This window comes from Deltaproteobacteria bacterium, from assembly GCA_016709225.1.
GTDB classification, from domain to species: Bacteria; Myxococcota_A; Polyangia; order Nannocystales; family Nannocystaceae; genus Xiheibacterium; species Xiheibacterium phototrophicum.
Genome location: JADJEE010000012.1, coordinates 242,051 through 262,791 on the forward strand (window position 1 = coordinate 242,051; position 20,741 = coordinate 262,791).

The following is a 20,741-nucleotide window of genomic DNA, read 5'->3' on the forward strand; positions in this document are numbered from 1 at the left end:
GTTCCTCACCCGTTGCGTCCGCTGCTGACCCACAGCGTCAGGTTGTCGCCACCGCCGGCGACGGCGTCGAGGCTCATCTCGACCACGAACATGGTCACGTTGGTGCCCGCGAAGGTGTCGCGGGTGTTCACGAAGCTGAGATCGCCAGTCCTGAGCGTCTGGTGGAACCCATCGAGATCGAAGAAGAACGCGTCGTCACGCTGCCCCGCGAACACGTGCAGGTCGAGGCCGGCGTCGATGACGGTGTCGACCGGGCCGATCACTGGGTCGGCCACACCCGGAAGGTCTTCGACCTTCACGCCCCACTCGCCGGCATCGTTGCTACCGAAGCGGACGTAGACCTGGTGGTCGTCGGTGCCGTCACCATCGTTGTCGATGTGGACGGTGTAGAGCACGTGGGGGTCGTACATCGCGGGCTGGCCGGCCTCTGCGAGGCCCGCGAAGCCCACGCCGACGACGAGCTTGCTGCCGCTGTGCCACGCGAACACGTCGGTGATGTCGGCGGCGGGATCGTCCTGCGTACCGGGCGAGTCGGCGTGGTCGGCCGCGCGGCCGGGCGTCGAAGCCCACGGAGCGAAGGCGAGCGCGATGGCCGTGAGCGCGGTCGCGCGCATCGCGAGGCGTCCGCGGCGTGGTGGATTGGGGGCCTGCGGCCCGTGAAGGTGCATGAACATGTCGGTCCTCCCGCCGGGGCTCGAGAAGCGCTCCGGGTCGGCAGGTCTACGGGCCGAGTCCCCGCCGCGGATCGGTCAGCCGGTCGCTTCGTTGCGCAGTGGAGTGGATACGGCCGCGCGAACCGAGCGACCGATCCGAACCTCTGCGCGGCGCCGTACCCCCACGCAACAGGGTCGGGGGGCGACAGGCCGCTCGAGCGGCCGACTCGACCGAGGAGTTCAACATGCGAAACGCGATGTCATGGTTTTGGTACGCACTGCTCGTGGGCGGCTGCGCGAGCGGCAACGGCAACGACGATGGCGCGGGCGACAGCTCGGCCTCGGTCGGTAGCGAGGACAGCGGCGGCAGCAGCAGCACCGCCGCCAGCGATGGCATGACGACCGCGCCGACCAGCGCCGCCACGCTCACGACCTCGGCCTCGACCACCGACGCGACCGACACGGATGCGACCACCGCCACGACCACCGACCCCACGATCGGTGACAGCAGCGGCGGCACCACGCTCGACTGCGCCGAGTACTGCGACGTGTACATGTCCTCGTGCGTCGACCACAACGAGTACGCCAACGACGAGGACTGCATGGCCAACTGCGCGCAGTGGCCCATCGGCGAGGCCACCGACACCGGCGTCGACACCCTCGGCTGTCGCATCTACCACGCCACGGTCGCCGGCAGCACCGACCCGGCCATGCACTGCCCGCACGCCGGCCCGAGCGGCGCTGCGACCTGCGTCGACGCCGAGGCGCCGGCCTGCGACCTCTACTGCATGCGCTACTTCTCGAACTGCGACGGTGACCTCAATGCGTTCGCCGACGAAGCCGAGTGCATGAGCGAGTGCAGCGCCTGGTACCCCGGCACCGAGGGCGACGTCGATGGTCACACCATCGGATGTCACAGCTACCACGCCAACGCGGCGCTCGGCGATCCCGACACCCACTGCCCGCACGCCGGTCCCGGCGGCGGTGGCATCTGCGTGCTCTGATCCGCTACCCGAGCGTCGTCGCCGGCCCGCGCGAGGATGTGCGGGCCGAAGCAGCCGACGCGCTCGATCACTGCCCCGGGCAGGCCGGGAATTCGCAGCTCGCCCCGGTGCGAGAGAGCACCGAACCGTCGGGGCAGCGCTTCGCGTCCTTCGTGCAGCCGTGAGCCGGCGGCGGCGCGTCGGGGTGGGCGGTCGACGGGTTGGGCTCGGCACCCGAGTCCTCGGGCACCACCTCGCCGCCCGCGGGGCACGGCGCGAACTCGCAGTCGGGGGCGGTGCGGCCGACCGCGGATCCGTCGGGGCAGATCTTCGCTTCCATCGTGCAGACCACGTCGCCCCCATCGGGTGGCGCGCTGGCGGGGGGCTTCTTCTCGCACGCGGGGACGAGCGCGAGCAGCAGGAGGGCGACGGCGGTGCGCATCGCCGACAGGTTGTCACGTCGCCCGTGGCTTTCAACTGCGGTGACGTCGCCGCAATCGGCCGCGTTCGCGCCGGTGATCAGGGGGCGAGGGCCACGAACAGGGCCAGCCCCACCGCGAACGTCACGAGGTGGTCGAGCACGAGCAGGCCCACGAGCTCGACGCCTTGGCCCTCCCACAGCGGGTAGCTGATCGCCAACAGCACCGGGAAGCCGAAGTGGATCGCAAAGAAGCCCAGCTGGAGCGCCCACTCCAGCTCGAAGTGGTGCAGGAGCCAGATGACCAGCGGCAGCAGTGCGTGCACCGGCACCGTCCATCGCCACAGGCCGAGCACGTCGATCCGCTCGGGCGCGCCGCCACCGGGCTCGGGGGCCGTCTCCACCCAGCAAGGCCTAGCGCAGCCCCCCGCGCGACGTGAAGCGAAGAAGCTGCCGGCGTTGCGTCCGAGCCCCTGCGCGCGGGTACGGCGTGCTCGCGCGTTCGATGGCGAGAAGAAGCTGCGTGGTACGATCGTCGAGGTTCCATGCGAATTTCGGCCGCGCTCGCCCTCCCCACGCTCGCCCTCGGACTGATGTGTGCACTGGGGTGTGGGCCACGGCCGGGCGCTCCCGTGCAGACCAGCGCGCCGACATGCCCGGCGTGCAAGTGCGAGTGCGGTAGCGCGACAGCGCCCGCCACGGGGCCGGCGCCGACGGTGACCGGCACCGCCTCGACGGGCGGCGCCGCAACGAACCCCGCCCAGCTGAGCGCACTGCTCGACGCGGCGCAGAAGAAGTCCGCCAAGCGTGACGGCCGCGGCTGCCTCGCCGATCTCGATGCCGCCGCCAAGATCGATGCCTCGGCGGTCGCCCGCATGGACTTCTTGCGCGCGCAGTGCACGATGTTGGCGGGACGGTGCGACGACGGCAAGTCGCTGGCGCGCCGCTACTTGAGCGAGAACATGGACATGCTCACCGAGCAGGTGAGCATCGCGGTCGACAGCTACGCGAGCATGTACTGCGAGGGCAAGATCTCCGATCGCGACGCACTGCTGCGCGCCAGCATGCAGCTCAGCCGCGGCGCGTACCAGGGCAACATCGGCATCCGCGCGTGCGAGCAGGCCAGCGCCACGGTGGCGAGGCTGGTGACGTCCGTGCGACCGCGCGACGACGACGACCACCAGATCTCGTCATTGCCGGATCACTGGCACTTCACCGCCGCCGCCTGCTTCGCGCGCGCGGGCGACTGCGCAGCGGCGTGGCGGGTGTTCGACGGCAACTTCAAGCTCGCCGGCACCGATCCGCGGCTCGTGCCCGAGATGAAGCGAACGACATTCGACAGCGTCGTGCCGAAGTGCAAGGGTAGGTCCTGACGCGACCGGCCGCGACCCGCGGTGGCCGCTCGCCCACCGCCCATGTCGCGCCCGAGTCGCTTCGCCGCCATCGCCGGCTTCGTGCTGCGCCACCGTGCCGTGGCCGCGATCTGCCTGGTGCTCGCGCTGGTCGCCTGTGCGGCCGGGCTCGCGCGGCTGCGCATCGATCTGTCATCGAAGGCGTTCTATGGCGACGACGACCGCGAGGTCGCCACGCTCGCGCAGCTGCACGCGCGATGGGGCCATGACGACGCAACCGTTGTCGTGGTGGTCGACAGCGACGACGAGCACGGCGTGCTGACCCATGCGCGGCTCGACGTGATGCGCGACCTCGCCGACACGCTGCGGGGATGGCCCGAGGTCGCGCACGTCGACGCGATTCCCGATCACCCCGCGTCGGCCGCGGTCGCCAAGGGCTCTCGGACCGCGCGCGCGTGGCTGCACGTGCCGCCGCTCGTGCCGGTGTTGCTGTCGCAGGACGAACGCACCGCCGCCCTCGCGGTGGCGCTGCGCTTCAGCTCCGACGCGCTCGAGCCCACGGTCGATGCGGTCGACCGCATCGACGCGCTGCTGCGCAGCCACGACGGCCGCGAGGGCCTGCGACTGCGCCTGGCGGGCCTGCCGGCGATCCGCGCCACCTTCGCGCGGGCCACCGTCGCCGACCAGCGCGTGCTGGTGCCGGTGGCGTTGCTGGTGGTCACGATCGTGCTCGCGCTGGGCTTTCGTCGCCGCTGGCAGGTGACGACGACGCTGGCCCTCGCGCTGGTCCCGACCGTGATGTTGGTCGGCTTGATGGGTTGGTTCGGGGTCCCGATCGGACTGCTCAACCAGGGCTACTTCACGCTGCTCCCGGTCATCGCGCTCGCCGATGGCGTCCACGTGGTCGCACGGGTGGCCGAGCTCGCCCGCGATGCCACGACCCGCGACGCCCGCGAGCGCGCCGTGATCGACGGCTGCGGCCAAGTGGGACTGGCGTGCCTGCTGACCTCGGTCACCACCGCGATGGGCTTCGGATCGCTGACGTGGTCGCAGATGCCGATGCTGCGCAGCTTCGGCCTGTGGGCCGCGATCGGCGTGATGCTGGCGTTCGTGGTGCTGTTGGTCGCGGCGCCGCTGCTGCTCTCGACCCAGCGCGACCTCGGCGGGCGCGGGGTCGCGACCGCGATCGAACGCGACGCCCTGGTCCGCGCCACCGCGATCGCACGCACGCACCCGTGGTGGGTGGTATCGGCGGCGCTGCTCGTCAGCGCCGTCGCGGCATGGTTCGGCTCGCGGGTACCGATCGACAACCGGCTGTCGGACTTGGTCGATGCCCGCACCTGGGCGGCGCAGGCGAGCCGCGCCGTCGATGCCCGCCTGGGCGGTGTGCTGTCGCTCGAGCTCGAGCTGGCGTGCCAGCGCGGCTGCTTCGACCAGCCTGCGACGGTGGCCGAGCTGGTGGCGCTCGAGCGCGAGCTCGCGACCCTGCCCGACGTGCGCACCGTGATCGGCCCCGCCGTGATCGCACACGCCAGTGGCTCGAGCCTCGACGGCGACGGCGAGGGCCTGCGACGCAGCTGGCGACGACTCGACGAGCTGGGGCTGCGCGCCGCCGTGCTCGACGACGCCCACGCCATCGCCCACGTCAGCGTGCGGGTGCCCGACCTCGGCGGCGTCGCGTTCGAGCGGCTCGCGGCGGCGGTGACCGAGCGGGCGCGCATGATGTCGGACGTCGAGGTCCGCGTGGGCGGCACGACCGCGCTGGCCTACCGCGGCGTGAACCGCATCGCGGACGAGCTGCGGCGCAGCTTGCTGCTGGCGTTCGTGGTCATCACCGTGACCATCGCACTCGCGTTTCGTAGCCTGCGCGTCGCATGGATCTGCTTGGTGCCCAATGCGGTGCCGCTGGTGGTCGGCTACGCCGCGATCGCGGGGTGGCAGGGCCACTTCGATCCCCTGGGCGGCATCATCCTGGCCGTGGCGCTCGGCATCGCGGTCGACGACACCATCCACCTCATGGCCCGCGTGCAGCAGGGGCGCCGGGCGGGTGTCGACCGCGAGGCCGCGATCCGTGCGGCCATCGCCGGCTCCGGGCGCGCGTGCACGATCACCTCGGTCGCGTTGGTCGCTGGGCTGCTGACCTTCGCGGGGTCGAGCTTCCCGCCGCTGCGCCTGCTCGGCGGGCTCGGGGCCTGCGTGATCGCGATCGCATGGGTCTGCGACCTGTGGTTGTTGCCGGCCGTGCTGCAGCTCGGTGGTCAGCGCGACTGATCGGCATCGCTCGCCCAACGCAGCGCCGCGACCTCGCAAGGAATGCGAACGCCGAGCAACAACACCAGGTTGGCGATGCTCGCGACCACGGCAGTCACATGCGCACCGAAGACGAGCGGCACCGCGGCGAGCTCGATCACCACCGCGACATAGTTGGGGTGCGAGAGCATGCGGTAGGGGCCGCGCCGCAGCGGCGCGTCGCCCGGCACCACCAGCACGCGGGTATTCCAGCGCTCCCCCAGGCTGGCGATGGCCCAGTACCGCAGCAGCTGCGCCGACAGCAGCGGCACCAGCCACGGCCACGCGAAGGTCCCACGGCTCCAGCCCTCGAGCGGCCACGCCAGCAGCCACGCGCCATGCAGGAGGAAGAACGCGGGATAGTGGCGCGCGCCGAACTCACGCGCGCCGCGGGCCTGCGCGCGGCGTTGGTTGCGTCGCGCCAGGCGCAGCTCGAGCGCGCGCTGGATCATCAGCGCGACCACCACCGCCACGATCGCGGCGTGTGAGCTCATCGGCGAAACCCCGCCGCCTCCGCGCAGAAGCCGGGGCCCAGCCCGACCACCAGGCCCACGCGACCGTCGGGCGCGGTGTGCCGCAGGTGGTGGTCGAGCACGAACAGCGCCGTCGGGCTCGACATGTTGCCGTGCTCGCGCAGCACCGCGCGCGCGCTCGCGAGGCGATCGTCGTCGAGGCCGAGCGCCGCGCCGTAGGCCTCGAGCACCTTGGCACCGCCGGGGTGCACGACCAGGTGCTCGATGTCGCCCGGCGCGACGCCGAGTCCCCGCGCGGCCGCAGCCACGAAACCCGGCATGAGCTCGCGGACGATCGATGGGATGCTGCGGGCGAAGCGGACCTGCAGGCCCTCCTCGCGCAGGTCCCAGCCCATCACGTCCTCGCTGTCGTCGATGAGCTGCGAATGCCCGCCGAGCAGCGCCGGGCCATGGTCGCCGTCGGGCTCGATCACCGCCGCCGCCGCGCCGTCGGCGAACAGCGCCGTCGCGATGAGGTTGGCCTTGCTGCAGTCCGCCGCCACGAAGGTCGCGCTGCAGATCTCCGCGGCGAGCAACAACACCGGCTGCGCCAACCCGCGGCACAGTGACGTCGCGCGGGCCAGGCCTGCGGCCCCGCCGGCGCAGCCGAGGCCCCACACCGGGATCCGCTGCAGCGTGCGCGGCAGGTCGAGCGCCTGCACGAGGGTCGCGTCGAGGCTCGGCGTGGCGATGCCGGTGCTCGTCACCCACACGATGCCGCCCAGCCGATCGCGATCGCCCGACCACTGCGAGAGCGCGGCCTCGCCGGCCGCCTGAGCGAGCGCCAGCGCCGAGCTACGCCACAGCGCGTTCTTCTCGGCGAAGCTGCGGGGCTGGGCGTACCAGTCGAGCGGTCGCACCAGGTGGCGCGTCGCGATGCCCGCGTGATCGAAGGCCGGCAGCAGGCGCTCGATGCCGGGCAGCGCCGCGAACTGTTCTCGGGCGAAGGCCCGCGCGGTCGCAGCGTCGATGCGGTGCTCCGGCACCGCGGTCGCGAGCGCGGCCAGCCGTGGCAGCGGCGTCATCTCGAGGTGCCGCCATCGTCGGTCGGATCCGCCTCGGGTCGATCGCAGCGATCGCGGAAGACGTACTGCGACAGACGCTTGCGGTGGGCCGAGGTCCAGTCGATCGCCGGTCGCTTGCGCTCCGGCGGCAGGTAGCCCAGGCGGTACATCGCGACCAGCTCGAGTTCGTCGGGCACCCGTAGCAGCGCGGCGATCTCGGCCCACGCCTCGGGGAATTCCATCGGCGTCGAGATGAACTGGATGCCCATGCCGAGATCGACGGTGGTCAGCCAGATGTTCTCGATCGCCATGCCGAGGCCCAGCAGGCTGTACAGACCCGAGAGCTCGCCCTTGCGGTACTCCTCGCGCGTCAGCATCGCGCCCAGCAACAACGGACTACCGGCGACCAGCTTCTCGTTGTCGCGTCCGAGGGTCTTGGGCACGCCGAGGGTGTTCACGACCTTCTGGCCGGTCTCGCTGAACACGTGGCGCGCGAACGGGCGCAGCGGCGCCGGCAGGTGATCGATGTAGATGCCGTCGCGGCGCTCGTCCATCTCGGCGGCCGAGAAGCGAAAGTAGCGACGGTAGCGCGTGAAGAACTTACCGCCGCTCATCAGCCCCTCCATGGTGCGACCGGCGATGCTCGAGATCGACGCGCGCAGCTGCGGGTCGGTGACCAGCACGAAGCGCCAGGGCTGCGAGTTGAAGTGGCTGGGCGCCCGTGAAGCGGCCTCCATCAGGCGGTGCTGATGTTCCAGCGAGACCGGCTGACTCGAGAGTTCGCCGTTGGTCGTGCTGCGACGGAGGATCGCGTCTCGGAGTTCCATGGGGGTCGCCTCGTGGCGATGCGCCCGACGGCGGGCGTCACCGTGGCCTTGCTTAGCACGTCCACGCCAGGAGGTAGCCGATCGCACCCAGCAGCGCGAGGGCGGGGTGCCACCAGGTGTGCGGGCGCGCCCGCGGGAACGCGGCCAGCGCCGCGACTACGAGCCATAGCGCGGGGTGGTACGCCAGCAGCACGCACGCGCCGGTCGTCACGCACACCGCCGCGTAGGCGGCGTGGTGCCACCGACCGAAGTGCAGCCCGGCGAGCCATGCGAGGGCACCGAGCGCGCAGTTCACCGCGAAGGCCGTGGTCGCCAGCAGCAGCACGAGCGACGCGAGCATACCCGTGCCGCCCGCGCGCGACCGCCCATCGTCGGCCGCTCGCCCCGGCGAGGGCGCCGTCGGGGCCGATCGTCGATCCGAACCGGTGGGCGCCGCGTACGCTCTCGCCACGAGGTCCCCACGCGAATGTCTGCGCGTCGTTGCATCGCCGCGGTGTTCTCGCTCGCGGTCGCCCTGATCGGCTGTCACCGGCACGATGGCCCCACGCGGGCGCCGATGCCGGCCTCGTCGAGCGCCGGCCACGGCGCGATCGAGTGGTCGCCGTGGACGCGCGAGAGCTTCGCGCGCGCCGCCGCCGAGCACCGCATCATCCTCGTGAACGTGGTCGCGACGTGGTGCCACTGGTGCCACGTGATGGAGGAGACGACCTACGACGATCCCGAGGTCGTCGCACTGCTGCGCGAGCACTTCACGACCATCCGCGTCGACTCCGACGCTCGACCCGACGTGGCGGAGCGCTACCGCGAGTGGGGCTGGCCTGCGACCGGCTTCCTCAGCCCCGATGCAGCGCCGGTGCTCGAGCTACGCGGCTATCAAGACCCGCGATCGTTCGCGAAGATCCTGCGGGGGCTCGTCGCCGACCGCGAGCGCGGCCAGCTGGCCCATCGCGGCGCACCGCCGGCGCCCCAGCCCGCCGACGTCGCCGAGCTCGACGCGCTGCGCGTCCGCGTGACCGCGCAGCTCGACGGCTTCTACGAGCCCGAGCTCGGCGGCTGGGGGAAGGCCCAGCGCTACCCCTCGCCGGCGCCGATCGAGCACGCCCTGTTCCGCACCGTCGCGCACGCCGACGCCGCCTGGCGGGCCCGCGCCGAGCAGACCTTGGCGGGCGCGGCATCACTGATCGATCCGGTGTGGGGCGGCATCTATCAGTACTCGGTCGACGGCGACTGGCAGCACCCGCACTACGAGAAGATCACCACGCTGCAGGCCGGTGCGATCGGCGTGTTCGCCAAGGCGCACCGCCTCACGGGCGAGCGTCGCTGGCTCGACGCCGCGTCGTCGATCGCCCGCTACATGGCGACGCGGATGCAGGCGCCCGAGGGCGGCTTCTACACCAGCCAGGACGCCGACCTGCGCGTGACCGGCAAGCCCGCGGTCGAGGGCGCCCGCTACTACGCGCTCGACGACGCGGGCCGCCGAGCGCTCGGCGTGCCGCGCATCGATACCCACGTCTACGCGGACCAGAGCGGCATGATGATCGAGGCGCTCGCGGAGCTCTACGCGACCACCGGCGACGACACCTGGCGAGCGCTGGCGATCGACACCGCGTCGGCGATGATCGAGCGCCATCGCACCGACGACGGCGCGTTCACCCACGCCGCGGGCGACGCAGGTCTGCTGCACCTGCGCGATCAGATCGCGATGGGCCGCGGCCTGCTCGCGCTGTTCCGCGTCAGGGCCGACCCGCGGTGGCTCGCGCACGCCGAGGCCACCGCGCGCTTCATGCTCACGCACCTGCAGGGCCCGCGCGGCGGTTTCTACGCCCACACCGCCGACCCGGAGGCGGTCGGGGTCTTCGCCGAGCGCCGCATGCCGACCGAGGAGAACGGCCAGGCCGCGCGGATGTTGGCGGCGTTGCATCGTCACGAGGACGGCGATGGCGGCCTTGCCACGCCGTATCTCGACGCCGCCCGCCGTGCGCTCGCGGTGCTGGGTGATCCGAAGGCGATCGCCGCCGAGGGCCGCATCGTCGGCAGCTACCTCATGGGCCTCGAGGAGGTCGTGATGCCGATCGTGGACATCACCGTCGTTGGTGATCTGGGCGACGGCGGCGCGACGGCGGCACTGCACCGCGCCGCGCTCGCGATCTACGAGCCCCGCGCCGTCATCGAGCTGCAGCACCCGGGCGAGCGCTACCCCGACGTGGGCAAGCCGGCGGTGTACCTGTGCACGCAGACCGCCTGCAGCACGCCCATCACCAAGCCCGCGCGCCTCGCCGCAACCGCCGCCGCGTTCATCGCGGACTCGCTGCCCACTTCACGGTGACGCCACCACGGTGGCATGCTGCCCGCGTGTCGAACTCGGTCACCGCCGCCACCATCTCCACCCTCACCCGCATCGCACTCGCGCTCGCGCTGGCCGGCGCGTGGGCGTGCAAGGCGAGCCCCACGGGCAACGATGGCGCCGACTCGGTGCCGCCACCGGCCACCACCGCCCACGACACCGCGGTCGCACCCCACTCGGGCGATGACGCCGCGGTCGCACCCCACTCGGGCGACGGCGCGGCGGCGCGGACGTGTGCGAGCGACGACGACTGTGACGGGGGCATCTGCGAGGGCGAGGGCTGTGGCGACGTGCTCGGCACCTGCGTCGCGCGCGATCGCATGTGCACGCGCGACGCCCAGCTGTACTGCGGCTGCGACGGCGTCGAGTTCCGCGCCTCGGGTCGCTGCCCCAATCGACGCTATGCCCACCGTGGGCCCTGCACCACCGAACCTTAGGAGACACGCCCACGACCGCGCGCCGCTGGGCCATCGAGATCGCCCCAAGCGCGGGCCCGCCCCGCCGGAACGTGGCTTCGATCACTCGCCGCGCCCTGGAGGCATCCGCGGCGGGCGGGCGTGGACTATCCTCGGACGATGGGATGGCTGGCGACCGCGGTGATGCTGGCGAGCCTCGGCGAGCTGCCATGGCAGGGCAACGAGCCGCAGGCGGCGAGCAGCTCGGGTGACACCGGCGCAGCGACTGGATCGGAGTCCGGCACCGACGGCAGCACGGGTGTCGCGACCGACGGCGGCACGGGTGTCGCGACCGACGGCGGCACGGGTGTCGCGACCGACGGCAGCACGGGTGTCGCGACCGATGTCGGCACCGGCTCCGACGGTGGTGGCACCGACGCCGCCACCGCGGGCAGCGGCTCGGACGGCACCGCAAGCGGTGGCGCTGGCTCCGGCAGCGACAGCGGTGATCCCTCGACCACCAACGACGGCGGCACCCAGGACGACGCCGGCGCCAGCACCGAGACCGGCATCGGCATCGACTTCGGTAGCGATGGCTGCGGCGGTGGCAGCAGCGACGACGACATCGACGACGGCGACGCATCCGATGGCTGCGGCGACGACGAAGATCCCGGCTGCCTCGACGACGACGCGAACAACAGCGACAACTTCTGCGGCGTGTCGCGACGCGGACGGGAGCGCGCCGCGATCGCGGCGCTGCTGATCCTGCTCGCACGACCGCGACGCCCCCGCGCGCAGGTGCGCCGATGACGACCACGATGCAGCTGGCCGCCGTGTTCGCGGCGACCCTCGTGGGCACGGCCGCGCACGCCAGCCCGCCGTCGACGCTCGCCAGCCGTGCACAGCCCGCAGCGTCACCTGGGTCGCCCACCACCTGGGACGAGGTCGATCGAGAGATCGACGTGCACACCACGACGACCACGACCACCACCCACGACGGACCGCCGCCGCCGGTGGTGGTCTACGTGCAGCCGGCCGCACCGGCAGCGACGCCGGCCCCCGCGATCGACCCCGACGTCATCGAAGACCACCGCCGTGAGGGCAACGGACTACTGGTCGGCGCCGGCGTGGCGTCGGCGTTCGGCCTCGTCCTCAACGGCGTGCGTGGCTTCCTCGTCCAGGGCCCCTGCCAGACCGCCAGCCAAGGCGGCTGCCGCCCGGGGTGGTTCCTGGCCTCGACCGGGGCGTGGATCGCCAACGTCACCAGCTTCACCCTCGCGGGCGTCGGCGGGTCCACACGGGGTCGTGCCGACGCGACCCGGGACCGCGAGCGGCACCGACTGCGATCGACGCGGTTCACAGTCACCGGCGCGTCGCTGCTGACGCTCGGCGTGATCGGCAGCGTCGGCCTGCGACTGGTGTGGTTGGTCGACTACTCCAGCCCGGGCGGCGCGGAGATGCTCGACTTCAAGTATCCGCTCGACGCGGCCGCCTACTACGGCGGGCAGCAGCTGAGCGCGATGGCGGTGGCCTACGGGCTCGCAGCGCTGACCTACGGCACCGCGCGTCCGATGCGACGGCCGCTGTCGCTGGCACCGATGACGGGCCGCAACCTCGTCGGCCTGCAACTGGGCGGACGCTTCTAGTACCTCGGTACTAGCAGCCCACCAGGACCACCACCGAGCGGGCAGCGAGCTGGAGCACCGCCGGCGCGATCGCACAGTGCCGCGAGGTGTCGACGATGTCCTCCGGGCTCGGCCGCGCGGTGTCGATCGCGACACGCCAGCGGCGGCTGCCCCCCGGTGACGGTAGGCGGAAGCGCACCGCGTCGTCGTGGGCGTTGATGATGACGTGCAGGGGATCGTCGTCGTCGTGGGCGACGAGCGTGAACGCGAGCGTGCGACAGCCGAAGCTCCAGTCGGGCCGATCGGGTTCGACCCCGTGCCAGCGCACGCGGGGTGGTGCCGGCACCGTCGCTCGGGACGTCGCCGTCGTCGCCCTGCAGGTAGCGTGTGCGTCGCAGGCTCGGGTGACGCCGACGGAACGCGATCAGCTCACGGGTGAAGCGATGCAGCTCGGCCTCGCGCTGCAGCCCGCCCCAGTCGCACCAGCTGGTGGGGTTGTCCTGGCAGTAGGCGTTGTTGTTGCCGCCCTGGCTGCGGCCGAACTCGTCGCCGGCCAGCAGCATCGGCGTGCCCTGCGACAGCAGCAGGATCGCCAGCAGGTTCTTGCTCTGACGCAATCGCACCGCCGTGATCGTGGGGTCGGCGGACTCGCCCTCGACGCCGTAGTTGGCGCTGTAGTTGGCGTCGGTGCCGTCCCGCCCCTGCTCGCCGTTGCGCAGGTTGTGCTTGTGCTCGTAGCTGACGAGGTCGCGCAGCGTGAAGCCATCGTGACAGGTCACGAAATTGATGCACTGGTGCGGCTCGTGGCCGCGGTGCTCGTAGAGGTCGGGGCTGCCGAGCATGCGCTTGGCGAGCGCAGGGGCGAGCCCGAGGTCGCCCCGCACGAAGCGACGCACGTCGTCGCGGAAGATGCCGTTCCACTCCGACCAACGCTCGCCGGGGAAGTGGCCCACCTGGTACAGCCCACCTGCGTCCCACGCCTCCGCCACCAGCAACGCGTTCTGCAGCACCGGGTCCGACTCGATCTCCCACGGCAGCGGCGGGTCGGCCATCGGGCGGCCATGGACGTCGCGCGCGAGGATGGTCGCGAGGTCGAAGCGAAAGCCGTCGACCCGCATGGTCCCGGCCCAGTAGCGCAGCGCGTCGAGCACCATGCGTCGCGCGATGGGGTGGTTGCAGTTGAAGGTGTTGCCGGTACCGGAGTAGTCGAGGTACTTCGCCGCGCGGCCCGGCTCGCGCTCGAGCAGGTAGTACACGGGATTGTCGATCCCTCGGAAGCACTGCGTGGGGCCGTCGATCCCACCCTCGCCGGTGTGGTTGAAGACCACGTCCAGCACGACCTCGATGCCGGCGCGATGGAACTCGCGCACCATGTCGCGGAACCCCGTCAGGTACCGCATGCGGTGCCAGTCCTCCTCGTAGTAGCCGCGGTGCGGCGCGAAGAAGCCCAGTGGGTTGTAGCCCCAGTAGTCGGTGAGCTCGGCGCTGGTCGTGGGGTCGCGAAACGGCAGGCTGTGCGGATCGAACTGGAACACCGGCATCAGCTCGACGGTGGTGACGCCCAGCTCGCGCAGATACGGCACCTTCTCGACCAATGCCTGGAAGCTCCCCGGGTGCCGCGTCTGCGACGACGGGTGCCGCGTGAAGCCGCGGACGTGGAGCTCGTAGATCACGCGCTCGGCCGCCGGGATGCGTGGTGGCTCGACGCCCTGCCAGTCGAAGCGCGAGGGGTCGACGACCAGGCTCTTCATCGCGGTCGCGACGTTGGAGCCGCGCGAGATGGCGTCGACCCGCGAGACCGACGGGCCATAGACGATGCCGCGGGCGTAGGGGTCGAGCAGCAGCTTGTCGGCGTCGAAGCAGAGCCCCCGCTCGGGATCATCGGGCCCGTCGCAGCGGTAGGCGTAGACCAGGCCCTCGCCCACGCCGTGCACGAAGACGTGCCAGTAGCTGAAGGTCCGATTGCGTCGCGGGTCGAGCGCGATCACCTGCATCGGCGCATCCGCGTCGAAGCTACGGAACAGCAGCAGCTCGACCGCCGTCGCCGACGAGCTGAACAGCGAGAAGTTCACACCGCCGGGCGCGACGTTGGCACCGAGCGGATGGGGCGAACCGGCCGAAACCTCGAGGACGGGTGACACGGGTGGGCCACCCACGATACGCCGGCTCTCAGCCCGGCGGGTCGCAGATCATGCCGCCCTCGATCTGCGAGTTCGTGCGGAAGGTGTTGAGCAGCTGCCACCACCGCTTCTCCATCATCGGGATGCGGCCGTCCTCGAGCACGTTGGTCACGTGGTAGGTGTGCTGATTCCAGATGCGGCGGGCCTGGATCCATCGCTCGCGGACGTCGCGGATGACCTGCACGGTGGGCGCGGTCTGCATGTTCGAGAAGCCCGAGTCCGAGACCACGACGATCTCGGCCGCGCCGTCGTTGTCGACGTCGGCGACCACGGGGTACTCCGCGAGCGTCTTCGCGCTGCGCGGCACGCTCAGCAGCGGCATGCCATCGCCGTCGAAGACCCACAGGTTGGTCTCGTCGGCGTACATCGCCTCGGCCACACCGTTGCCGTCGAAGTCGAAGGCGGTGCCCCCCGCCCAGCCGCTGCCATCCTGCACGCTGGCCTGCCAGCCGACCGTGAAGTCGTTCTCGAACATGACGTAGGCGTTGGCCGAGCTGGTCGCGACCTCCGAGACGTTGTCGCCGTCGAAGTCGTGGACGGTCGCGGGTCGGAACCAGCTCGCGCCGCCACCGGGGGCTTGGTTCATCGCCACGACGGCGCCGGTGTGATCGAGCACCGTCACGCCGCCGTAGCCGGTGATGAGCACCTCGGGCTCGGGGTCACCGTCGAGGTTGGCGACCTGTGCAAAGCCGCGTTCGAGCTGCGGGTTGCTGAAGTAGACCGTACCGTCGTGGTGATAGGCGTTGGCACCGATGACGATCTCGCCATCGCCGTCACCGTCGAGATCCGCCGCGACGGTCGTGAAGTTGTCGGCGACCTGGGTCTCGGGCAGCGTCGCAATGGTGTTGCCGAGGTGATCGATGATCAGCCGATCCATGCTGATCTCGACGTCGCCGTCGTTGTCGAGGTCGGCCAGCGTGATCGCACCGCCTTGGCTGTGATCGATGGTGCTGGTGTTCTGCCACTTGACGGTGCCGTCGTGCTCGAAGGCGATCGCCGACGAGGGCCCGCCGAAGCCCGGGCCGGTGGCCGCGACGATCTCGGGGATGCCGTCGCCGTCGATGTCGCCGATCGCGGGATTGATCGACCACGTGATCGCGGTGGGGATCATGAAGTGCTCGCTGCCGGTGGCGCCATCGAGCACGTAGATGTGGCCGTCGTTGGGGAACGCCGTCACGGCCACCACGATGTCCGGGATGTCGCAGAGGTCGATCTCGCCGTCGGCATTGTCGTCGGTGAGGTTGGCGACCAGCGGCGTGACCAGCGACTCGCGCTCCGCACCGGGGCCGTCCCAGGTCCACTGCACGTCGGGCTCGAACGCGTCGGGCGGTGACTGCTGCATGCAGTCACCGATGTTGTTCATGTCGTCCTCCGAGGCCTTGCAGCTGACCACCTCGCCGCCCGAGCTCGACTCGGATCCACCGGAGAGATCGAACTTGGTGTGGCCACCGCTGCTGTCGGCGGGACTCGAGGTGCCGGTGGTGTCGACGCCCGTGGCCGAGCCCGCGCTGCTCGTGCCGCCGGTGCTCGTGCCGGCATCGGTGGTGCCGGTCAGGGTCGCGCTGCCCGATGCCGAGGTGGTCGCATTGCCCTCGGGGTCGAAGCAGGCGCTCGCGGTCGCGATGCAGAGGAGGCCAGTGACATAGGGAGCTCGCCGCGGTTGCATGTCCATCCACCTCGTTGGGCCGGCCTTCGGGGGCCGATGTGTTCGCGTCGCGGCGCCGCTGGTGCGGTCCTGCGGACGAGCGCTCGCGAGGATTCTAGCGGGCGGCCCAGCGCGCGGTCCAGCGCGGCCGATGGAACCCGATCAGGCTGGTCGGCTGCCACCGGCTCGACGAGCGGCTCGGCGCCGACGGCGGCCCTCGGCCCGCCTACTCGAGCGGCAGCCAGTCGAGTACGTCGACTCGCCCAGGTCCGATCACCAGCGCGTCGCAGAGCGAGGGCCAGGGTTCGACACACCTCCCTTCGGCAGAACAGTAGCCGACCGTGCCGCACGCTCCGGGCGACTCGCCGTCACACGCGTCACCGACCTGCAAGTAGGGCGTGCACACGCCGGGCACGTCGGGCGCGTCCAGGTCGAGGCCGGCGCAGACTGAATCGTCGCACCCGTGCGGGAAGCTGCAGGCGGCGCCTTCGTCGGCTTGCCCAGGATGACAGACGCCGTCGATACCGCACCCTGCGGGCGTCATCGCATCGACGTTCGCACAGTGGTGTCCGCTCGTGATGTTGCACGGGGCGCCGAGCGGGAGATCCTTGACGGCATCACCGCATCGACCATCGACACACTCGAGCTGGCCACTGCACTGTGCGTAGGCAAGCCCACCTCGCAAGTGCAGAGACGGCGACCAGTCCGCGATCAGCTGCGCCTCGGGCGTGCACGCACCACCCGCTTGCACCGTCCCCGCAAACACTTGGCACCCGCGATAGCCCAGCAGTTCGTCCGTGTCGCAGGCCCCGGTGGTGAAGACGTCGAGGAGTGACTCGAAGCAGTCGTCGTGGAACTCGAGGCTCGGCGTGGCAGCGATGGCCTCGAACAGCTCGATCGCTGCGCCCTCGCATGCTGCCGCATCGTCGAAGACCTCGCCGATGCAGCCGCAACGCGCCTGTGCGCCGCACACCGCCTTCGCGTAGCGCGTCGCCGCGTCGTCGGGGACGACATCGGGCAGCCGCCGCTCGGGGCCGCACGAACCACACGACGCGACGGCGAGCAGCGGGAGGACCTGCAGCCAGCGCAGTCGCGGGGTGCACTCCGCCGGAGACGACGATCTCGGTCGGCCTCGGGCTGGCAGGACGCCAGTGACGTAGGGAGCTCGCCGCGGTTGCATGTTCTTCACCTCGCGGCCGGCTGTCAGGGCCGATGTGTTGCCATCGCGATGCCACACGTGCGGTCCTGCGCGCGATCGCTCGCTCGATTCTAGTGGGTGGCCGAGCGCGCGGTCCACCGCCGCTACGCTACACTGGTCGCCGAGCACGAGTCCCGATCTTGGCGGAGGACGACAACGGCAATCCCCTCGGCGTGCTGCTCGAGCGGGCCAAACCCGACGGCGGGTTCGCGTCGCAGCAATCGCTGGAGATGCTGCAGGCGCGGCTCTTCGGCCGTTCGGACCCGACCAAGCTCGTCGGTCGCTATCGCCTCGAACAGCGGCTCGGCGCCGGCGGCGGCGGCACGGTGTACCGCGCGCGCGACCCCGAGACCGGGCGCGTGGTCGCCATCAAGCTGCTGGTCGCGGACAACCGCGCCAGCTCGGCGCGCGCTCGATTGATCCGCGAGGCGCAGTCGCTCGCCAAGCTGAGCCACCCGAACATCGTCGAGTTCCTCGAGGTCGGCACCTTCGATCCCGGTGTGCTCGAGGCCCATGCGACCGGCCACGAGCACGGCGTGTTCATGGCGATGGAGTTCGTCGAGGGCCGCAACCTCGCCGAGTGGGGCGCCGAGCGACACACCTTCAAGGAGATTCGCGACACCTTCGTGGCCGCGGGGCGCGGGCTGGCGTTCGCACACGCACGCGGCTTCGTGCACCGCGATTTCAAGCCCAGCAACGTGCTCGTCGGCGACGACGGTCGCGTGCGCGTGGCCGACTTCGGTCTCGCGCGGGTGACCCGCGAGCTCACCGCACCGGTTGCGGTGATGGCCTCTCGCTTCGGCGGCGACGTGTCGCTGCCGGGGATGCACGTGTCGCTCACCAAGCCCGGCACCGTGCTCGGCACGCCGGCGTACATGGCCCCGGAGCAGCACCTCAGCTCGCGTGCCGACGCACGCAGCGATCAGTTCAGCTTCTGCCTCGCGCTGTACGAGACGCTCTACGGCCGCGGACCCTACGTCGCCGGGACCGCCGGCAAGATGCTGGAGGCCAAGCTGCGCGGGATGATCGCGCCGCCGCCCCGCGACGTGAAGATCCCGCTGCACATCCACCGCGCGGTCGTGCGGGGCCTGCAGCCGGATGCATCGCTGCGACACGCATCGATGGACGACCTGCTCGCGATCCTCGAGACCGAGCACGATCACAGTCGCACGGTGCGTTGGATCGCGGCCGCCGGCGGGCTCGCGCTGGCGACCGCCGGTGCGACGGCGTTCGCGCTGCACCGGGCCGACGACGGCGGCTGCAGCGACGCGCTGGCCGACAGCGGCTGGGACTCGAACGCGTTCGATCGGCTGCGCACCGCACTCACCGGCTCGACCGCGGGCTTCCGCGAGACCACCCTGACGCGCGTGGGCGAGCGGCTCGACACCTGGTCGACGGTGTGGAGCGCCGCGCGGGAGCGGGTCTGCGACGCGAGCTCGAGCGGCGCCGACGTGGCGACGCAGCGCGCCTGCCTGCGAGACGCCAAGGCCCACGTGCTCGCGTTCGTTGCCGCGGTGCCGGCGGGCTCCGGCGGCACCGCGATGCCGGGCCGACTCGAGCGTGCGATCGCGACCCTCGATCTGCTGTGGGATCCGTCCGAGTGCGTCACCGCGGCGGCCGAAGCCGCTCCGCCCGCGCTGGCCGACGAAGTCGCACGCGCCGAGATCGCCGTGGCGCTCGGTGACCCCGCCGCGCCCTCGTTGGCCGACGCGCTCGGCGACCGTGGCCGCGAGCTCGGCGACCCGATGACCATCGCCCTCGCCGAGGGCCTGGGACTGCGGGCGCGGGGTCGCTTCGACGATCCGACACCGTGGCGCACCGCCCACGCCGCGCTCGTGGCCCTCGCCGCGCCGCGACGTGCCGAGGAGCTGGCCCTCGCCGCACTCACGGGGGCGGCCGAGCTCGGCGATCGCGAGGCCGCCGCCACCTGGGTCGCGGCGATCGACGGCGACGCGCGCAGCAGCACCGCGAGCGTGCGCGCGCGGGTGTTCGCAGCCATGGCCGCGCTCGCCTACGCACGCGAGTCCTACGACGAGGCCACGGCGTGGTGTCGCAGCGCCCACGACGTGACCGCGCAATCCATGCCCGGATCGGTGGTCGACGCCGAGGTCGCGATGACCTGCGCGCGGGTACCGGTCGCCGCCGGCCGCGACGCCGCCGCGATCGCAGCCTGGGAGGCCGCCGCCGCCGCGACCGAGCGCGCCTGGGGCGGCGACCACCCGATGACCGCGTTCGCGCGGGCCGAGTTCGCGTTCGTGCTGTTCATGGCCGGGCGCCGCGACGCCGCGCGCCCCCACGCCGCGATCGCCCTCGACGTGCTCACCCGCGGCACCACCGACGACGACGCCCGCCGCATCGCGCCGCTGCTGTTGCTGGGCGAGCTCGACCGCAGTCGCGACCCCGAAGCCGCGGCGCGCCACTTCGCCCAGGCCGAGGCCATCGCCAGCGCCGACGAGCGACGGGCGCTCGCACAGGCGGACGGCTTCTTCCGCCTCGCCCGCGGGACCGTGGCGATCGATCCGCGTCGCAGCGAAGACCTCGTCACCGCGGCGAGCTCGCGACTGGCCCGCATGGGTCCGGCCGCCGACGGCCTGCGCGCAGCGATCGTCCGCTGGCGCGACTAGCCGCCCTGATCGGAGCGCATGTTGTCGCGCAGCGCCCGGGCCCAGTGCTCGAGCCCCTCGATGGTCGTGCGCTGCAGCTGCGCGGGCACGTCCATCACCGTCAGCTGCTCGCGCAGCGCATCGCGGGCGCGGAACAGGCGGCTCTTCACGGTGCCAGCCGGCACCTCGAGGATCACGGCGATCTCGCCGACGGGCAGCTGCTCCCAGTAGTAGAGCTCGACGATGGTCTGGAGATCGAGCGGGATCTGCCGCAGCGCCTGCAGCAGCAGCTTCTCCTCCTCGCGATCCGCCATCACGCGGCTGGGCGAGCCGTACACCGACGCGACCGACATCTCCTCGGGTGCGTAGGGTGTCTCGCGTCGCTCGCGTCGACGCATGTGCATGAGCAGCTGGTTGCGTGCGATGCCGAGGATGTAGGCCTTGAGGCTGGCGTCCTCGCGCAGCCGATCGCGGCCCTCGACGCACGCCAGGAAGGTCCGCTGGATGAGGTCGTCGACGTCGTCGCTCGCCTTGTTCACGAAGAACCGGTAGACGCTCATGAAGTTGCGGCGGACCAGCTCGTTGCCGGCCTCGTTGTCACCGCCACGCCACGCACGCAGGAGCTCGACGTCTGAAGGCATGGGAGGCGCTCTAGCCCGCGCTGCGAACCCGCTCGCGGCGTCGACGAGTGTACACGGCTACCGCGCGCGAGC

Annotated in this window: 18 protein-coding genes and 1 pseudogene; 8 read left to right on the top strand and 11 right to left on the bottom strand. The window is 71.6% G+C overall.

Annotation, left to right across the window (positions count from 1 at the left end; translation table 11 throughout):
* Positions 1-5: 5 nt before the first annotated feature.
* Positions 6-674, bottom strand: coding sequence for a DUF4331 family protein (locus IPH07_25935; GenBank protein MBK6920863.1), 669 nt, complete (start codon positions 672-674; stop codon positions 6-8).
* Positions 675-898: 224 nt separating this feature from the next.
* Between IPH07_25935 and IPH07_25940 the strand changes: the two genes are divergently transcribed.
* Positions 899-1,657 (top strand): hypothetical protein, encoded by a 759-nt coding sequence (locus IPH07_25940; protein MBK6920864.1) that lies wholly within the window; start codon positions 899-901, stop codon positions 1,655-1,657.
* Between the two features lie 67 nt (positions 1,658-1,724).
* Here the strand turns inward: IPH07_25940 and IPH07_25945 are convergent, their stop codons facing one another.
* Both IPH07_25945 and IPH07_25950 read right to left on the bottom strand, forming a co-directional pair.
* Positions 1,725-2,078 carry a hypothetical protein gene (locus tag IPH07_25945; GenBank protein ID MBK6920865.1) on the bottom strand — a complete coding sequence of 118 codons (354 nt, stop codon included), beginning with the start codon at positions 2,076-2,078 and terminating at the stop codon, positions 1,725-1,727.
* 77 nt (positions 2,079-2,155) lie between these two features.
* Positions 2,156-2,458, bottom strand: a complete 303-nt coding sequence (locus IPH07_25950; protein ID MBK6920866.1) for a hypothetical protein — start codon at positions 2,456-2,458, stop codon at positions 2,156-2,158.
* A 312-nt stretch (positions 2,459-2,770) separates the two neighbouring features.
* Here IPH07_25950 and IPH07_25955 point away from each other — a divergent pair, with 312 nt between their 5' ends.
* Together IPH07_25955 and IPH07_25960 are read left to right on the top strand one after the other, a co-directional pair.
* On the top strand, positions 2,771-3,427 hold the full coding sequence (locus IPH07_25955; protein ID MBK6920867.1) for a hypothetical protein: 657 nt from the start codon (positions 2,771-2,773) through the stop codon (positions 3,425-3,427).
* 42 nt (positions 3,428-3,469) lie between these two features.
* Complete coding sequence (locus IPH07_25960) at positions 3,470-5,677, top strand: MMPL family transporter (GenBank protein ID MBK6920868.1); 2,208 nt, start codon at positions 3,470-3,472, stop codon at positions 5,675-5,677.
* Here the strand turns inward: IPH07_25960 and IPH07_25965 are convergent.
* From IPH07_25965 to IPH07_25980, 4 genes are read right to left on the bottom strand one after another with little or no spacing between them, the layout of a single operon-like run.
* Positions 5,665-6,189, bottom strand: a complete 525-nt coding sequence (locus IPH07_25965) for a hypothetical protein (protein ID MBK6920869.1) — start codon at positions 6,187-6,189, stop codon at positions 5,665-5,667. The two genes, IPH07_25960 and IPH07_25965, sit on opposite strands and share 13 nt — an antisense overlap.
* The gene (locus IPH07_25970; protein MBK6920870.1) at positions 6,186-7,232 is read right to left on the bottom strand and encodes a stilbene synthase; all 1,047 of its coding nucleotides are present in this window, start codon (positions 7,230-7,232) and stop codon (positions 6,186-6,188) included. The genes IPH07_25965 and IPH07_25970 overlap by 4 nt, the downstream gene beginning before the upstream one ends.
* Positions 7,229-8,038, bottom strand: coding sequence for a nitroreductase family protein (locus IPH07_25975; protein ID MBK6920871.1), 810 nt, complete (start codon positions 8,036-8,038; stop codon positions 7,229-7,231). The genes IPH07_25970 and IPH07_25975 overlap by 4 nt, the downstream gene beginning before the upstream one ends.
* A 52-nt stretch (positions 8,039-8,090) precedes the next feature.
* On the bottom strand, positions 8,091-8,378 hold the full coding sequence (locus tag IPH07_25980; GenBank protein MBK6920872.1) for a hypothetical protein: 288 nt from the start codon (positions 8,376-8,378) through the stop codon (positions 8,091-8,093).
* 126 nt (positions 8,379-8,504) lie between these two features.
* On the opposite strand from IPH07_25980, the gene IPH07_25985 reads away from it, so the two are divergent.
* The 4 genes from IPH07_25985 to IPH07_26000 all read left to right on the top strand — a co-directional run bounded on the left by IPH07_25985 (position 8,505) and on the right by IPH07_26000 (position 12,423).
* A complete protein-coding gene (locus tag IPH07_25985; protein MBK6920873.1) occupies positions 8,505-10,364 on the top strand; it encodes a thioredoxin domain-containing protein in 1,860 nt (619 codons plus the stop codon).
* Positions 10,365-10,390: 26 nt separating this feature from the next.
* A complete protein-coding gene (locus tag IPH07_25990; GenBank protein ID MBK6920874.1) occupies positions 10,391-10,819 on the top strand; it encodes a hypothetical protein in 429 nt (142 codons plus the stop codon).
* Positions 10,820-10,957: 138 nt separating this feature from the next.
* Entirely contained in the window at positions 10,958-11,587 is a 630-nt protein-coding gene (locus IPH07_25995) for a hypothetical protein (GenBank protein MBK6920875.1), read from the top strand.
* Positions 11,584-12,423 carry a hypothetical protein gene (locus IPH07_26000; GenBank protein ID MBK6920876.1) on the top strand — a complete coding sequence of 280 codons (840 nt, stop codon included), beginning with the start codon at positions 11,584-11,586 and terminating at the stop codon, positions 12,421-12,423. Before IPH07_25995 ends, IPH07_26000 begins: the two co-directional genes overlap by 4 nt.
* Positions 12,424-12,433: 10 nt before the next feature.
* Here the strand turns inward: IPH07_26000 and glgX are convergent.
* The 3 genes and pseudogenes from glgX to IPH07_26015 form a co-directional block, all read right to left on the bottom strand.
* Positions 12,434-14,543, bottom strand: a pseudogene (gene glgX, locus IPH07_26005) (glycogen debranching protein GlgX).
* A 28-nt stretch (positions 14,544-14,571) separates the two neighbouring features.
* Positions 14,572-16,248, bottom strand: coding sequence for a VCBS repeat-containing protein (locus tag IPH07_26010; protein MBK6920877.1), 1,677 nt, complete (start codon positions 16,246-16,248; stop codon positions 14,572-14,574).
* A 205-nt stretch (positions 16,249-16,453) separates the two neighbouring features.
* The gene (locus IPH07_26015; protein MBK6920878.1) at positions 16,454-17,407 is read right to left on the bottom strand and encodes a hypothetical protein; all 954 of its coding nucleotides are present in this window, start codon (positions 17,405-17,407) and stop codon (positions 16,454-16,456) included.
* A gap of 158 nt (positions 17,408-17,565) precedes the next feature.
* Between IPH07_26015 and IPH07_26020 the strand changes: the two genes are divergently transcribed.
* A complete protein-coding gene (locus tag IPH07_26020) occupies positions 17,566-20,049 on the top strand; it encodes a serine/threonine protein kinase (protein ID MBK6920879.1) in 2,484 nt (827 codons plus the stop codon).
* On the opposite strand, the gene IPH07_26025 is transcribed toward IPH07_26020, so the two are convergent.
* Positions 20,046-20,669 (bottom strand): sigma-70 family RNA polymerase sigma factor, encoded by a 624-nt coding sequence (locus tag IPH07_26025; protein MBK6920880.1) that lies wholly within the window; start codon positions 20,667-20,669, stop codon positions 20,046-20,048. The genes IPH07_26020 and IPH07_26025 overlap by 4 nt on opposite strands.
* Positions 20,670-20,741: the final 72 nt, after the last annotated feature.